This is a genomic window from Bifidobacterium tsurumiense, assembly GCF_000741765.1.
GTDB classification, from domain to species: Bacteria; Actinomycetota; Actinomycetes; order Actinomycetales; family Bifidobacteriaceae; genus Bifidobacterium; species Bifidobacterium tsurumiense.
In genome coordinates, this window is the sequence record NZ_JGZU01000012.1 from 1 (window position 1) to 17304 (window position 17304).

General features: G+C 52.7%; 11 protein-coding genes. 1 reads left to right on the forward strand and 10 read right to left on the reverse strand.

The genetic code is table 11. From position 1 onward, the window contains the following. Positions 1 to 365 precede the first annotated feature (365 nt). From BITS_RS05515 to purE, 5 genes are all read right to left on the reverse strand, one after another. The gene (locus BITS_RS05515; RefSeq protein ID WP_238556554.1) at positions 366 to 2570 is read right to left on the reverse strand and encodes an LTA synthase family protein; all 2205 of its coding nucleotides are present in this window, start codon (positions 2568 to 2570) and stop codon (positions 366 to 368) included. A 297-nt stretch (positions 2571 to 2867) separates the two neighbouring features. Further along, a complete protein-coding gene (locus tag BITS_RS05520) occupies positions 2868 to 3773 on the reverse strand; it encodes a metal ABC transporter solute-binding protein, Zn/Mn family (protein ID WP_420795462.1) in 906 nt (301 codons plus the stop codon). Positions 3774 to 3958: 185 nt separating this feature from the next. Next, on the reverse strand, positions 3959 to 4357 hold the full coding sequence (locus tag BITS_RS05525) for a Fur family transcriptional regulator (RefSeq protein ID WP_034534219.1): 399 nt from the start codon (positions 4355 to 4357) through the stop codon (positions 3959 to 3961). A 164-nt stretch (positions 4358 to 4521) separates the two neighbouring features. Beyond that, on the reverse strand, positions 4522 to 5688 hold the full coding sequence (purK, locus tag BITS_RS05530) for a 5-(carboxyamino)imidazole ribonucleotide synthase (RefSeq protein WP_026642529.1): 1167 nt from the start codon (positions 5686 to 5688) through the stop codon (positions 4522 to 4524). Beyond that, positions 5672 to 6169 (reverse strand): 5-(carboxyamino)imidazole ribonucleotide mutase, encoded by a 498-nt coding sequence (gene purE, locus BITS_RS05535; RefSeq protein WP_026642530.1) that lies wholly within the window; start codon positions 6167 to 6169, stop codon positions 5672 to 5674. Before purE ends, purK begins: the two co-directional genes overlap by 17 nt. Positions 6170 to 6464: 295 nt before the next feature. Here purE and BITS_RS05540 point away from each other — a divergent pair, with 295 nt between their 5' ends. Continuing rightward, a complete protein-coding gene (locus BITS_RS05540) occupies positions 6465 to 8399 on the forward strand; it encodes a 1-deoxy-D-xylulose-5-phosphate synthase (RefSeq protein ID WP_026642531.1) in 1935 nt (644 codons plus the stop codon). A gap of 468 nt (positions 8400 to 8867) precedes the next feature. On the opposite strand, the gene acnA is transcribed toward BITS_RS05540, so the two are convergent. The 5 genes from acnA to BITS_RS05565 all read right to left on the reverse strand — a co-directional run bounded on the left by acnA (position 8868) and on the right by BITS_RS05565 (position 17278). Then, on the reverse strand, positions 8868 to 11576 hold the full coding sequence (gene acnA, locus BITS_RS05545; RefSeq protein WP_044259575.1) for an aconitate hydratase AcnA: 2709 nt from the start codon (positions 11574 to 11576) through the stop codon (positions 8868 to 8870). Positions 11577 to 11671: 95 nt separating this feature from the next. Next, positions 11672 to 14128, reverse strand: coding sequence for an HAD-IC family P-type ATPase (locus tag BITS_RS05550; RefSeq protein WP_026642533.1), 2457 nt, complete (start codon positions 14126 to 14128; stop codon positions 11672 to 11674). A gap of 139 nt (positions 14129 to 14267) precedes the next feature. After that, the gene (locus tag BITS_RS05555; RefSeq protein ID WP_152571258.1) at positions 14268 to 14846 is read right to left on the reverse strand and encodes a hypothetical protein; all 579 of its coding nucleotides are present in this window, start codon (positions 14844 to 14846) and stop codon (positions 14268 to 14270) included. A gap of 280 nt (positions 14847 to 15126) precedes the next feature. After that, positions 15127 to 16425, reverse strand: coding sequence for a class I SAM-dependent RNA methyltransferase (locus BITS_RS05560; protein WP_026642535.1), 1299 nt, complete (start codon positions 16423 to 16425; stop codon positions 15127 to 15129). A gap of 79 nt (positions 16426 to 16504) precedes the next feature. Continuing rightward, positions 16505 to 17278: a DUF3159 domain-containing protein gene (locus BITS_RS05565; protein ID WP_044259576.1), complete on the reverse strand. Its 774-nt coding sequence runs from the start codon at positions 17276 to 17278 to the stop codon at positions 16505 to 16507. Positions 17279 to 17304: the final 26 nt, after the last annotated feature.

Sequence of the window (17304 nt, forward strand, 5' to 3'; positions counted from 1 at the left end):
GAGGCCGTCCTATGTCAGAAGAAGATTTGACGAGGAAMCGAGGATCTTATGCGTGATTACCGCTTGATCCAATACGACATCACTGCAGGCAAGAATTATCTGAAGGACACTGGATTCATGACAACGCCATCGAGATAGGTTGTCTGTTTGTTCGTGTGGCATTGGTCACGGACTTGAACGTCTTGTGGATATGAGGCGTTCATATCCTTGACGTTTCTCGTGAAAATGGCTCGGGCTTAAGATGTGTCAAGAGACACATCTTAAAAGCCCGAGTCCATTTCAACGAGAAACGTCAAGGATATGAACGCCTCATATCCACAAGACGTTCAAGTCCGTGACCAATGCCACACGAACAAACAGACAACCTATCTCGATGGCGTTGTCATGAATCCAGTGTCCTTCAGATAATTCTTGCCTGCAGTGATGTCGTATTGGATCAAGCGGTAATCACGCATAAGATCCTCGGTTTCCTCGTCAAAATCTTCTTCTGACATAGGACGGCCCTCATTGTCCAAATAGACGGATTGGCCTTCGGGAATGCGATCCCAGCCCTGAATATTATTCACCACAGGTGGTTCCAAAGCGGCTATTTTCTCGTGCAATTCAGTCAGGAATGCCAAGTACGGGGAAACCTTGGCATTCATATGCTCCGCGGTCTGTGCCACAAAGAAATTCGGCGAAGAATACGCACTGTCGTCATTCTTCGTTCCCCTGCTCGCAGAAGCCGTATTGGACCAAATGAAGTAGTCAGTCAGATGCAATGCCAAAGAGTTATCGGCATTCGCCCCGGCCGAGGAATAAATACCCGGCAGGTGATCGCCATAGAATACCACGGTGACCGGTTTGTCAAGGGAATCGAGTTCATCCAGGAACGCCTGTGTGGCGTCATCCGTCAGGCTCACGCCCTTGGCATAGGTTTCTATGGAAACTCGTTCCCCATCATCCAATGGCGCCGCAGGATCAACGCTGTGTGCCGTGAAATCGTTATTGGCATACCAGCTGTTGTACGGCATATGGTTCTGCATGGTTATGATCTGGATGAACTGGTTGTCATCATTGGAGGAAATCGTCTCCAATGCGGACTCGTATGTCGACTCGTCAGAAACATATGGGGAATTGTCGATCTTATCCTGATACGCAATCACATCAGGAGCCTGCAATGTGTAGAAATGCGAGAACCCGAACTTCTTGTAGTTAGTGGCACGCGAATACATTGACGGCTCATATGGGTGGAAAGCAATGGAATTGGACGGCGCTCCCCACATCTGGTTGATCGTTGGTGTCCAATGTTCACTCGGCACCAACTGCTGATACGGACTGGTGAGTGAGGCATCGAAATTCGCCATGCTCAATCCGGTCAATCCCATATATTCAAGATTTGCAGTACCGCCGCCATAGCCAGAAGACAACATCAATCCGCTGGTGGTTTCGGATTTGATCTCACGGATATTGGGCATGGCATCCTTGTTGACCTGCAGACCGGGAACCCTTGCAGGATCCGAGAAGGACTCTGAAAGCACAAAAACAACCGTGTTGTCATTCAAATATGCGTTGCGCTCGGCATTGATGGAATCGGCATCCGAAGCATATCTTGCCGCTATCTCATCCATGGTCTCTTGACTGTATCCGTCAGGCTCCTCCATCACCTTGGGGTTGAGCTGGCGCAGGAAAGATACCAATGGGCCATTGCGTTGCGCATCATACACGGAATCCCACATTGATGGGATGTCTCCCATACGCTTGGAAAATGTGTTCGCCCACGAATCGACTGTGGCTACCTGATTGATATAGAGCGTGAGGAAAAGGCAAGGAATGGCCAGTAATATCAGCCGCAAAGAAATGGAAAGCCCTGCGTTCCTGAATCGAAATATCCTGCCATGGCGACCATCCATATGACTGAGCACAATGCACAGCACGGCAAATGCCGTGAAGGACACTATAGAACCGCTGATGACCCAGAACGCCCCTGTCGGAGAGAAGCTGAGAATTTCACCCGTGTTGGAACCCAGGAAATTGAGATCCGAAGGCAAAATGGCCTCATATCGAATCTGGATCTTGAACCGCTCGATAACCGCGATAACGATGGCAATAGCCATCAACACCGGCGTAGCGAGCCAAAATCTGTTGAATAGCAAGATTACGACGGCATATATTGCACCGAGGAGCAACAGATTGAGCAGAAATACATAATTCTGCTCGCCCCACATCTTCGAGACGATACCCCACACACCCAGCAATGGACTGGACAGCTCCACTCGTGTGCTCGATTGGGTCACACCCCATTGCAATACCATGACCATAGCAGCGTCAAAGATGACGAATAGCAGGGCATAAAGCCACAGCGGGAACCCTTTGCGCTTGGGTGTTTCTTCTGCATCATCCGAAGCGTCCGCGCGCTGTGCCACATCATCCGATGTTGCGACCCGGGCACCGCCCTGTTCACCATCTTGGCCGTTCGGGCCATTCAAAAAGGCATCCTGATCCTGAGCGTGAGATGTCGTTGGATTCAATTCCTCATCACGCACACTCATCTCATTGCCCGTATCTGGCATCTTCGCGTTCTCAGTCATAAGCCTTCTATTCGTATCCAGTTGGGAAAGCCAGCGTCTTCGTATGTCAATCTGGCATCGTGCACCCTTGCCGAATGCATATCGGTTCCAAGTCAATAGTGCACCATAATAGCCCTAGCTCTCAACCCATAACCTTTTACACAAGGGACAGGCGAGAGCTTTCATCAACGATTCACAAACCAAGGGCAAACCAAGTGATTTGAGGGCTCCAATCCCCAACGAATATCCTGCATGCATCCCGTATACACACAGGATATTCTCGATATGAGCCATTGCCTCTCGGCATATGCACTCAGGTTAAGCGGCGGCAAAGGCTTTGACCAGAGCACCGATCCATTCATGAAGGTCGGAATATTGCTGCGGCATTTGTTCACTGAGCTCCACAATGGGAATGTTGTGTTCCTTGGCAGTTGCGGCAATGCGCTCGGAGACGCTATTCGATTCCTGTGAATTGACGATCAGAAGCGCGGCATCACCGGATGACAATGTGTTTTGCATGGCAAGGATATCCGATGCGCTCGGCTCGCTTTCGTTGGACATCGCCTGCGCATATCCCGAATCAGTTCCGTCCTTCATGCCCAGATCATCTGCCAGATACCAACCGACTGATTCTGTCGCCACATACGTTTTGCCTTCGGTTGTGGATTTCGCGGTATCGATCTGTGACTGGAGATCCTGCTCTGCACTCTCCCACTGCTCAAAGTTCTTCGAGTACTCAGCACTGTGTTGGGGATCTTTCTGCGCGTATGCATCGCTCAATGCCTTGGCAAACGCTTTTCTGACCGCAGCAGAGAACCAAATATGTGGATTGCTGCCATCCTTGATCCCTGCGACCTGTGCGGCATTGACTACGGTCGCCTTGGTGGATTCTGCCGCCTGCTGTGCCCACGAATCATATCCTGCGCCATTCACCACAATGATGTCAGCTGCTGATATCGCGGAAACATCGGCTGTTGTCGGCTCATAATCATGGGCCTCCACCGAGGTATTGCTCAAAATATTGGTCACCTCGACATGAGATCCGCCCAAGGACTGGGCCACTGAGCCCCATTGGTTAATGCTCGATGAGACTCGAATCGCGGCTTGTGACGAGTTATTCGTCGAACCGGTGCCGCATCCGCTCAGCAAGAGTCCCAATGCCGCAATTCCGGCAACCACTGACACGATGTTGTGAACACGTTGCATATTCTTTCTCGCTTCCATTCATGCACTTCAATGTTTTCAATGCCATCGTACACTATATTGAGAATCATTATCATTATAGAGTGTCGACAATCCTCAGACTTGGTCACAATTCATTCATTCCACATGCCTCAGGCCATTGCCGACAACACTGTCGTCACAAGCAAGGATGCCTAGAACACCGATCTCACCGATCCATCCGCATATTATGCGGCAGCGCGGCAATCCTCACACAGGCCAAATACTTCCAAGGTATGCGAATGGACGATGAAGCCGTGCTCCCCTGCCACTTTGCGCACCCAGAGCTCATCAGGAGGTTCAATTTCTACGGTTTTGCCGCAATGTTCACACACCAAATGATGGTGATGCGCGTGATCTTCGCATAATCGGAACAGCTGCTGTCCATTAAGCTGGATGGTGTCCACATCACCTGATTCCGCCATCGATTTGAGCTGACGGTACACGGTCGCCAAACCGACCTCGACCCCGGTTTGCGACATCTGCTGATGGAGATCCTGGGCCGACATGAAATCACTGCTTCCACGCAACGCGCGCAATACGGCATCTTTCTGCCTGGTATGCCGCTGTGCAGAAGTCTTTTTCACGTTCACACCATCCTCTTTCCGTGTCGCAAGTAATGCACACCATATTCAAAAACAATGAGGTATGAAACCAACCCTTGCTCTCGGTTGGTTTCATACCTCTTCACCATACGGAAGGACTAGACCTCCGACTCAGTGTTGCGCCACGAGCCGAAGCATATCGCCAATCATTTCAGATCATCCCAGCATCCTGTGGCCTCAAGCTGTTCCACGATTTGCTCGGTGTCATCACCCAATACCGTGATATGCCCCATCTTCCGGTTATGCTTCACCGTGGCCTTGCCGTAATCATGCACATTCCATTCCGGATGATCCGCGATAAGCTCACGGGTTGGTGCCACATGCTGCCCCAGCACATTCACCATAACCGCATTGCTCAGCAATTTCGGTTGAGGAAGCGGCCAGCCTGCTATGCCGCGAATATGGGCATCAAATTGATCGATCGAACATGCCTCTATGGTGTAATGCCCCGAATTATGCGGCCTAGGAGCCAACTCGTTGACTATGACACGACCTTCGGAGGTCACGAACAACTCAATCGCAAGAATGCCGGAGAGCTCGAAGCCACGGGCCAAGCGCATGGCCAAACCCCTGGCTTGCTCGGCGACCGCAGCATCCACAGCAGCAGGAGCGATCGTCATATGCAGGATATTATTGCGATGTTCATTGCGCACGATGGGGAATGTCACATATTCATTGCCATTGCCGCACACCAGGATGGACGCCTCGAAAGCGAAATCCACGAAGCCTTCCAGTATGGAAGGTGGCATGCCGCCCTGTTCGCAACGGGACTCAATCTCATGCACATCCTGCTCAGTGCGCAATACCGCCTGGCCGTGCCCGTCATATCCGCCTCGACGTGTTTTCAATACTGCCGGAAAACCGATCTCTTCGAGTGCGGAATGGAGTTCATCAACGCTATCCACTTGTCGCCAAGGGGCCGTCGGAGCGCCATGATCGTTAATGAATTGCTTCTCGTTCACGCGGTCCTGCGTGACGCGCAGCAGATCAGTGCCTTGCGGCACAGCAACCGTTCCGCGAACGGTGTCGATTGCATCGGCATTGACATTTTCAAATTCATACGTGATGACATCACTGCGCTCAGCCAATTCACGAATCGCAGCATCATCGTCATAATCGGCAGTTACCTGGAAATCGGCGACCTGCGCGGTCGGGCAATCCTCGGTCGGATCGAGAACACCGATTCTGAACCCCATATATTTTGCCGAAAGGGCCATCATTCGTCCAAGCTGTCCTCCGCCGACGATACCGATCGTCGTACCCGGCATCAACTGCTTGACAGCACCCTTGGTTTCCTCAGATAAGCTCGGCATTGGATTGCTCCACCTTCTGCTTCAAACCATCGCGATAATCCTGCAAGGCCTTCGCCAAACGCTCATCAGTAGTGCTCAAAATACTCACGGCGAGCAAACCTGCATTGGTCGCGCCGGAATTGCCCACAGCGGTCGTGGCAACAGGAATACCACCCGGCATCTGGACAATCGACAGCAGTGAATCCCAGCCAGACAACGTATGCGAGCGCACCGGCACACCTATAACCGGCAATGTGGTCTGCGCCGCAACCATGCCTGGAAGATGAGCTGCACCGCCGGCACCCGCAATAATCACCTTGAGTCCCTTGGAACGGGCCTCATGCGCAAACGTACCCATCAATTCCGGGGTACGGTGTGCCGAAATCACTTGTTTGATGTATGGGACTTCAAATTGGTCGAGCATCTCGCAAGCATGCTTCATGGTTTCCCAATCGCTTGCTGAGCCCATGATTACCGCCACTTCGGGCGTTTGTTCTGCCATGTGCACCTCCAGGTTGGAACATGCTCCACTCTACGCAACGGCACAGAAAAGCAATGTCACCACTCGTCAGCGTTCAGCCACCACAGCACCGCAGCACCTAGGGATAGCAATGAATACGCAGCGAGCCCTCTTCACGGTGCGATGGCAGCCAGCTCTCGAACCTGTTCACCGGATATCCCCATGTATTCCCCAGTCCCAATACGGAGAAGTTGAGGGTATTTGCCCGTATGACTTCCATATACGAAAGCTTTGGTTAGAATGACGGCTTTGGAAACCCTCTGCAGGAAGGAGTCACGTGACAGGGGACGATATGAACGGCATCACTCCAGCCGAGCTGAAATCCATGGACGAGTCCGCTTTGGATGCGCTATGTTCGCAACTTCGCGGGACTTTGCTTGCATATGGCAGAGCGCATGGCGGGCATATCGGTTCCAATCTAGGCATGGTCGAAGCTATTGTGGCTTTGCATCGGGTATTCGACTCCCCTCGCGACGCGTTGATATTCGACGTATCCCACCAAAGCTATGTCCATAAGATGCTGACGGGCAGATGGGATGCGTACACGGATGCCGCACACTTTGATGAGGTGACCGGTTTTACCAATCCAGAGGAAAGCGAGCATGACCGCTTCGTGCTGGGACATACCGGCACTTCCATCTCATTGGCTTGTGGAGTGGCGAAAACACGGGATCTGCAACAGGCCGAAACAGGCAACAGTCCAACCGGCAATGTCGTTGCGATTATCGGAGATGGCGCATTGAGCAGTGCGGTCGCTTTCGAGGGATTGAATAACGCCGCATCCCAGGGAGGCAATCTCATTATTGTTCTCAACGACAATGAGATGTCCATCGCTCAAAATGTGGGCGGGATGTACGGCACCTTGGACAATCTCCGCCGCACGCAGGGCACCTATGAGCCCAACCTATTCCGCGCATTCGGCCTTGATTATCGATACATCGAATCCGGCAATGATGTGCATGCCCTCATACGCGCTTTTCAAGAGGTCAAGGATATCGATCATCCGATCGTTCTGCATATCCATACCTGCAAAGGGCTTGGTTTGGACGAGGTCGATGCACAGGATGGCTTCCTGCCCGGCCAATGTGAATCCAACCACTGGCGCACGCCGATAAGCGCACGGCAGCAGCCGCTTGGCGCCCGTAAATACTACGGGCAACTGGCCATGCAGTATCTGTTGCACCGATTCGCATCAGATCCGGGATTGACAGTCATCTCCCCCGCAACGCCTGGTTCGAACGGCATTACGCCGGAATTTCGTCAACTGGCCGGACAGCACTATGTCGATACCGGAATAACCGAAGAACATGCCGTGGCCTATGCCGCAGGAATCGCGCAGGCAGGAGGAACTCCTGTCCTTGCCACAAGCGCCACATTCTTCCAGCGCGCATATGACCAGTTGCAGCAGGAACTCTCATTGAATGCACAGCCCACAACCTTATTGGTATTCTCAGCAGGTCTTTCAAATGCGGACAATACGCATTCCGGTGCATTCGACATTGCCATGCTCGGCAATATTCCAGGAATGACGTATCTGACTCCAAGCAATGAGCGCGAATTGTTGACCATGCTGGATTGGTCCACGCGCAGTAGGGATCACGGTGCGGTTGCCATTCGCATCCCTTCCCAAGCCGTTTTGGACGAAGACATGGCCAGTGGGAAATCTCGCTATCCATCGCTTGCACTGGCAGACGAAATCGCCACGGGCAGCACAATGCCGATTTCAACGAAAGTCGGCCGGACTGCGCTCTCTTCCAACGGAACCATGCGCCGCACTGTTCCTTCTCCTTTCGAAGAGTATGTCGTGGAACACATGGGCAGCGAAGTTGCCATTATCGGCCTGGGCAATACCATGCCAATCGCACGCAAAGCAGGGTCAATGCTCATGGAGCGAACAGGAGTGAAGGCCAGTATTGTCAAGGCCCGGCAGTGCACCCGAATCGATACTGAAACCTTGACCAATATTTCCGCAAACACCAAGGTTGTCGTGACACTCGAGGATGGACAGCGTGAAGGCGGATGGGGCGAGCATATCGCCTCTTGGATTTCAGGCAATGCCGATCCGACTATCAATGCCATGCATACCGTGGTCATCGGCGCCGACAAGGAATTCACTGACCGCGTTCCGCTCAGCACACTGCAAGAACGTTATGGGCTCACTCCAGAGCTCATCATGCAGCGTATCGCATCTGCCCTATCCGATAATCGATAATGCGATTCAGCAGTAATGCAAATCATCTGCAATGCAAATCATCTGCAATGCATATCACCTGCAATGCGATTCAGGCGCAATGTGATTCGTTTAAAGTCACTGACCATCCGAAATTAATATCCGACGAAACCCAAGTGAAGTGAACGGGACTTGCTGCAGGAGTGGCGTATGCGCAGACTGTGCGGGAAGTATTCACAAGAGCAATCTGCACAATCTGCAACGCGGATTCGCCATGGGGACGTACAACAGGTATCCACCATGAGGGTTCACTACAACGATTCACAATTGTCATCCGAGACAGGCATCCGAAGCCGCATTGAGGCTGATCGGATCGAGAAGAACCAACGGCTTGACCTATTTCCGGTGAAATCCGATATCAATCACCGAAATAACGATTTCGGGGCAAACACTTGCCGAAAACAACGCAAGTGCTTGCCCCGAATACCATCTCAGTTGAGCAGAAAAGCGCTACTGCCTCATAAGATTACGCAAGACGAATTGCAGAATGCCGCCGTTACGGTAGTAATCGGCTTCGCCGGGCGTATCGATACGGACAACAGCATCGAATTCCGTCACACTGCCGTCCTGCTTGGCTGCACGCACATGCACGGTTTCGGGGATGCTCCCCTCATTCAATGCATCGATGCCTTCGATATCGAATACCTCGGTGCCATCCAGTCCGAGCGTCTCATAGGACTCTCCCTCAGGGAATTGCAGAGGCAGAACACCCATGCCGATGAGGTTGCTGCGGTGGATACGCTCGAAGCTCTGCGTAATCACCGCACGCACACCGAGCATCAAGGTTCCTTTCGCGGCCCAATCGCGGGAAGAACCGGTACCGTACTCCTTGCCCGCCAGAACGACCAAAGGCACTTGGGCCTTGCGGTATTGCTCGGAGGCATCGAATATCGTTTCCTCTTCGCCAGTGAGGAAATCATAGGTGAATCCACCCGGCGTGACTTCCTTGCCCACGGATTCCAGAAGCAAATTGCGCAAGCGAATATTGCCGAAGGTGCCGCGAACCATGACTTCGTGGTTTCCGCGACGAGAACCGTATGAATTGAAGTTCTTTTGTTCGATGCCATGATCAATCAAGTATTGTCCTGCAGGGCTGGATGCCTTGAATGCACCGGCAGGTGAAATATGGTCGGTGGTCACCGAATCACCCAGCAAGGCCAGAACACGGGCACCATGGATATTCTGCACTGGCTCCGGATCAGCGCTCATGCCGTCAAAGAAGGTCTGACGCCTGACATACGTGGAGTCCTCATCCCAAGCGAATAGCTCACCCTCAGGAACTTGAAGTCCCTTCCATCGCTCATCACCATCAAATACGCTCGCATAATCAGAGACGAACATTTCTCGTGAAACCGCGGAGTCCACCACTTGCTGAACTTCCTCATTCGACGGCCAAATATCTTTGAGGAAGATATCTTTGCCATCGCAATCTTGACCCAAGGGTTGGCTTTCAAAATCGAAATCCATGGTTCCAGCCAGAGCATACGCAATAACCAAAGGCGGTGATGCCAAGTAATTCATCTTGACATCCGGTGAAATACGGCCTTCGAAGTTACGATTGCCGGAAAGCACTGCGGTGACCGTCAGATCATTGGCATTGATGGCCTGAGAAATCTCCGGCAAAAGCGGTCCGGAATTGCCGATACACGTTGTGCAGCCGAAGCCCACCAATTGGTATCCCAGTGCATCCAGATCCTCTTGCAGACCCGCCTTGTGCAAATAATCCGCAACCACTTGGGAACCTGGAGCCAAGGAAGTCTTCACCCATGGTTTTGGCTGCAAACCCTTGGCATGCGCATTGCGAGCGAGCAGGCCCGCCGCGATCATAACCGACGGATTCGAGGTATTCGTGCAGCTGGTGATCGAAGCGATGGCGACATCACCATTTTTCACTGCAAAATCACCCTTGAATTCAGTGCTTACTGCCACGGGATTCTCATTGGTGTTCTCCGTAGTGTATGCAGGAAGGGTCTTTTCGAAGCTCTGACGTGCCTCGCTGAGCAATATGCGATCCTGAGGACGCTTCGGGCCTGCGATGGATGGCACAACCGTGGAGAGATCGAGTTCCATATATTCTGAATACTGAGGCTCAACATAGTCAGGAGATGTGGTGTCATGCCACAGCTTATTGGCCTTGGCATAGGCTTCGACCAATGCAATATGCTCCTCGCTGCGGCCTGTCAGACGCAAATAGTCCAATGTCACGTCATCGATGGGGAAAATACCGCAAGTCGAGCCGAATTCAGGGCTCATATTGCCTATGGTCGCACGATTTTGCCAAAGGCACCGAGCAACGCCGTCACCATAGAATTCCACAAATTTGCCGACCACGCCGTGCTGGCGCAGCATATCGGTTATGGTCAGGACCACATCGGTTGCGGTCACGCCTTCCGGAATCGAACCGGTGAGCTTGAAACCGACAACACGTGGCACCAGCATGGAGATCGGCTGCCCCAACATGGCTGCTTCCGCTTCAATGCCGCCGACGCCCCAGCCCAAAACGCTCAGGCCATTGACCATGGTGGTGTGCGAATCGGTACCGACACACGAATCCAAGTAGGCAAGCTGACGATCGGCATCGTTCTGACTTTGCTTGGACATCACCACCTGTGCCAGATATTCGATATTGACCTGATGAATAATGCCCGTTCCAGGCGGCACCACACGGAAGTTGCGGAATGCCTGCTGTCCCCAGCGCAGGAATTGGTAGCGTTCGCCATTGCGCTGGTATTCGATATCCATATTGCGTTCTACAGCGTCATCAACGCCATAGGCATCGATTTGCACGGAATGGTCAATCACCATGTCGGCTGGCACCTGAGGGTTGATGACTTCAGGATTTCCGCCCAGCTCCTTGACAGCATCACGCATCGTGGCAAGATCCACAATGCATGGAACGCCAGTGAAATCCTGCATAACCACACGAGACGGGGTGAACTGGATTTCATGGCTGGGTTGCGCCTGGGGATCCCAGTCCAACAATGCGCGAATATGGTCATCGGTGATATTGGCACCATCGATATTGCGCACCAGATTTTCCGCAAGCACTTTCAGGGAATACGGCAAATGGTCAATGCCGGGCAAACCTGCAATATCGTAATAATCGTAAGCAACATCATCCACATTCAATGTAGACAATCGGTCATCGCGCATGGACATAGGCAATCCTCCGAGCTGATTCGAGCAAAGCCGTCGACGAATCGAAACGGCATAGTCTCGATGAGTATCTCAGCCCATCGTATCCACGCTGTAAATTATCTCTGGCGTGTCTGCTTGGAATGCGAGATAATTCGCTCTACGCTCCGAGCCCCCATATTGCACAGCACGAATATTCCTGCCGAACAAGCAAGTGCGGCCAGTGTCGCCATAAGCATGCTCCCCTGAGGCACCTGCAAAGCGAAGAATGTGGCGACTGCCGGAGTCAGCAAGCCAACCAATCCAGCCAAGGCAAAACCAAGAACCAGTAGTCCGCGCCATGAACGCAAAGGTCTTGCCACCTGTGCGAGCACCAATATGCCAAGGAACAGCAGCACCAGTGCGCATGTTGCATTGAGCACAAACAGATCCTGCCTGTTGCGCAAATCCCAACCCATGATTCCCGGCAGGACCCACACGCAGAGCATTATCGAGAGTGCCACGGCAACGCCATATGGCACAGCAAAACGCAATACTCGTTTCAGGAATCCTGGCACATATCGTCGTGTATTCGGTGCAAGCGCCAGAATGAATGCCGGCATGCCGATGGTGAGTGCGCCCACATAGGTGATATGCCTCGGCAAATACGGGAAAGGCGAAGCAGATAGCACCGATGCCAGTGATATCAGCGCGGAATAGACTGTCTTCACCAAAAACAGACTGGCCACACGTTCCATATTTGCCATGACCTGACGTCCGCGAGCCACCACATCGGGCAGGTGGCTGAATTTGGAATCCACTAGTACCACCTGTGCAACTGCCTTGGTGGCAGCGGCAGCATTGCCCATGGCCACACCCAAATCAGCCTCTTTTATGGCCAAGGTGTCATTCACACCATCTCCTGTCATAGCCACGACATGACCACGGCTATGCAAAGCCTGCACAATCGCCTTCTTTTGTTCAGGAAGCACACGACCCAACACATCTACGCCTTCAAGAACCTCTGCCAGCTGTTCAATGTCCTTCGGCAAGTGACGAGCATCCATGGATATGGGCTCGCGATCCCCCGTAAGCCGGACTTTCGCCGCAATCGCACCCACTGTCACAGGATTGTCTCCTGAGATGATCCGGCATCGCACGCCTTGTTCACGGAACCAAGCCAGGGTGGATTGCGCATCTGCACGGATTCTTTCGGCGCATAACGCCAATGCCACGGGGTGAGCACCCGAGGCTATCGTCGGTGAGAGTTCGCCTTCACCATTGACGCCATCAACAGACGCCTTGGCAATCATCAGCACTCGATTGCCTTGCTGGGCATATGACGTCACCGCTTGAGCTACCTGCGCGTAATTGCCGTCCATAGCGGCGAGCAATACTTCAGGCGCTCCCAAATACCAAAGTTCTCCTGATTCGCGTTGAATGGCACTCCATTTGCGGGCCGATGAGAAGGGCAGTCGATCTCTGATCTTGCCTGCCGCGACGCCTTGGTCTTCCAACGCTTGCAATATCGCATCCGCCGTGGCATTGGGATTCTCTTCGTTACTCACGTCATACAGCGCCTGCATCGCTTCCGAGTGGTGCAGTGGCGAAGTCTGTTCACCCAGCATCACCATATCGATGAATTCGATGCCTCCGTCAGTGATCGTCCCTGTTTTATCAAGGTTGAGTGCATCCACCCTTGCCAAGGTCTCCACGGATTCCAACTCCTGAACCAGGGTGTTCTGCCTTGCCAATCGCATTGCGGCAATGGCGAAATTCAGCGATGTGAGCAGCACCAGTCCCTCTGGGATCATGCCCACAACACCTGCCACAGCGGAAATAATGGCATTGCGCCATTGTCCACTTGCAACGGCCTCATGCCAGCCACCGACCGCATTCATCTGCGACCATACGAGCAGCACACATAATGGCACCACGATGAAGGTCATATATTTCAAAATGGTATTGATACCCTTGCTGAGATCAGAAACCGTTTTGGTATATGTTTTTGCCTCGGCGGTGAGTTTTGCCGCATAGCTGTTATTGCCTACCGCAGTGACCGCAACGAGTGCCATGCCGGAGACTGCGGTGGAACCGGAAAATATGGTATCCCCCTCATGCTTGCGAACCGTTACGGATTCGCCTGTGAGCATCGATTCATCGAGTTCAAGCCCCCATGTGTGAACGATTGTCGCATCCGCAGGCACCTGCTCCCCTAATCGCACCCACAACAAATCGTCCATGACGATATCACCATGCCCAACGGCGATATTCTTGCCGTCACGTCGTACCACAACAGGAGACGCCACCAAAATGGACAGTCTATCCAAGGTCACTTTGGCTCTGAGCTCAGTGATAATACCGATTCCGGTATTGATAATGATGACAAAACCGAATACTGCATCACGCCACGATCCGGTAATCAATACTGTCACCATGGCTACCAAAATGATGGCATTGAACATCGTGAACACATTGGCTCGAATAATCGCGCCAAGCGAGCGTGAGGTACTGCGGTGAACCGTATTGCGTTGCCCCTGCTCAATACGTTGCTTAACCTGCTCGGCTTTCAGACCAGATTCCTGCACCTCCGGCATCACGTCATCGAATGGTTGCTCAGATTCCCTACCCGTTGATTGCTGCATATCCACACGACACCTCATATCCGCGGATTCCCCGTCTGACGGGATTCTCATGCCAACTGTATCGAAATCCGCAATCGCGCTGGCTTCAAGTTCACAGTCTTACCGTCATTCTTACATCGTGTGGATTGTCATTGGCTACCAGCATCAATGCATCATCCAAAGCCGTGCTATCCGAATCATGATCTGTGGCATCGCCATCGGATTGATCATCCGTGATAAACACCGCTGCATACAAGGTGTCATCCTGTGGCACATCGATCGGATCGATCAACACCACAGGGATTCCCGCCTGACGAACTTGCTCAAATGCATCGCGCCAATCTTGGGTCAATGCGGTTCCACCCTGCAAATCCAGATGATTGACCACAACAACGCTGACAGGGCGTGCTGTCAGATCAATCATTCCCTGTTGTGCTGCCTGGGCATATGATGCCACATCGCTTGTGGAAACATACACGGCCTTCAGCTGGGATGTTTGGCAGCTCTTCAATATGTTGACATCGGCAGCATCGTCGCTTTTTTCACCGATAAGACCTACGAGCATATCGCTGCGATCGATGCCATCGTGATGAATTGCAGCGCTGGCATCGCTCTGTGTGCGCCCGACCGCCGATCCCTGCGGCGTGCATGCGCTTGTTATGGCGAGCATACACAGTACGAACACCGTCAACCACCGCATTATCAGCGAGCGCCGCATATCCCTGCCTTAATAACCAACGATCAATACCACCAGCATATCAATGCGAGCCGGCATCGGAACATGTGATTTCTTCGATGTCTATGACGATACGTCGAGTCTAGAATCTGGAGTATCGTCAAATACTCAATCCACGACTATCCGCATAATCGTTCAATTGAACAACCACATTGTGATGGAACCATCGAACCATAGCTCTTTCCTCTTTTCTCATCCGCCTGACTCAGCAGGATATGAACCGAGAAGCCGCAGACTACCCTTCCGCCTTCGAAAACACAGCGACTGTCTCTACATGATGCGTCATGGGATAAATATCGAAAGCACGAATATCCTTCAATGCATATCCCAATCCGCTCAAGGTCGCGGTATCGCGGGCCAGGCTGGTCGGATCGCAAGCAATATACACAACAGTTGCAGCCCCGGAATCGGCAATGCTTCTGCATACCTTTGCCTTGGCACCAGCCCGCGGCGGGTCAAGCACGACCACATCGGGATGCTGCAGATCCTTGGGCAAGTGTCCCAGAGTAGCCGCCACATCACCCGTGCGCGCATCCACCATATGCAGATCACGTGCGCGCAAATTCTTTCGGGCATTGGCGGCTGCGACCTTGGCGCCTTCAACGCTCAAGACACGAACGCGCTGGGCGCTCATCTCCGCCAGAGGGAGGGTGAATAATCCCGACCCCGAATACAAATCCCAGACAATGGCGCTATCGGAACCTTGCAACGCTTCTTGTACCTTGGAAATCACATAATTGGGCAGCACTACGGGCGCGTGTCGATGCATTTGCCAGAATCCGGCAGCATCGACAATATAATCAAAATCGACTCCTGCAACATTGACCTGTTCGTGAAGCACTTTGTTTCCGGAGCGGAGCGCCCCATCCACAAGGATTGCGTAATTATCACCGATGGCTTTGAGCAAAGTCGCCGTATCAGGATTGGATTCAAGTCCTCTCGGCTCAGGAACGACCACACGAATCTGCGAACCTGGCTCAAATCCACCATCCCATAGGCCTTCCCGCTCAGCCACGGCGAGCAGTGCTTGTGAAGCAAGTGGCATGTCATCCAGCGGCACGCGGGTATGACTACCGCGACGGTGCATGGATACCTTGCCATTATTGTCAGCTATGAGTTCAATTCGCGTACGCCAGTGCAAGCCAGACAACGATTCATCTTCAGGCATGCGTTCCACAGGAACCGCCGCTATTTCGATGCGTCCCAATCGGCGTAATTGTTCAGCGATAATAGTGGATTTCCAACGCAATTGCCCATCCAAGGAGACATGAACCAGATCAGCGCCACCGACTCCGCCCCCATCTGAGACAGGACCCGCCAAAGGCCATACCGGTTCAACGCGATCCTCGCTTGCTTCCAAGACCTCAACGACTTCGCCTGTCCAGAAGCGATCTTCACGATTGGTAGGCTCATCCAGACGAACCTTGACCAATTCACCCGGAAGTGCGAAACGGACGAAAACCACTCGACCATCAATATGCCCCACACAGCGGCCTTGATCGGCATATCGTTCGATGCGAATCGTTGCTTCCACCACTATTACGCTTTACCTTTCGATCGTCACAACATCGGATATGGTTTGGTATGAAAATAAGGATGACATGCGGCGCGTGCTATGCGGCGATTAGCGAGCTGTCAACAGCCGTCCTATCCACACCGTCATGTGGTTCACGACCATTGCCCTGTTCATCCGATTCCGCGGACTTTTGTGCAATATGCCTGCGCATGGGATCAGCCACCAGCAGATACGAGACCCAAATAGCCAATGCCCAGAAAGGCAATCCCATAAGCAATCGTGTCGTGCCCAATAACGCCACCTGATTGGATAGATACAGCGGCACCTGCACGACCAATCGCAGCGAGAACACTGCAATCCACAGCAGGCTCACACGAACGTATGCGCGATACAATCCCTTGTCATTTCGCCAGTCATCTAGCCACTGCCTGAAGTGATCCATGGGCGTGGAGCGGATATATTCCACAATCAAACCCACGCCGGGCACACGCACAGGCAATGAAGCCAGTAGCAGGACAGTCCATACAGCGTTGGTTATGAAGCCGACCATGTAATAGTTTCTTGCCTCATGACTGGTCCAAGCCCAGATCAGGCATATGGCCACTGAGAACAAGCCGCTTATCGCTCCCATAACCGATTGTCTTTGGACAAGGCGGAGCAACACCTGCACCACGGCAAGCACTGCGGAGACAATCACCGTGAGCACAAGATCGCTTGTCGCTACGAAGAGCACAACAAACACCAGTCCCGGAAGCATTGATTCCACAACGCCACGGGGACCGCCGATGGCATCGATTACGGAAAAATCTTCATCGCCATCGGCGCTGGCCAATGCGGCAATGCCGGTACGTTGACGGGGTGTTTTCGTCATCGTTGCCTTTCGTCAAAGAGCCAAGC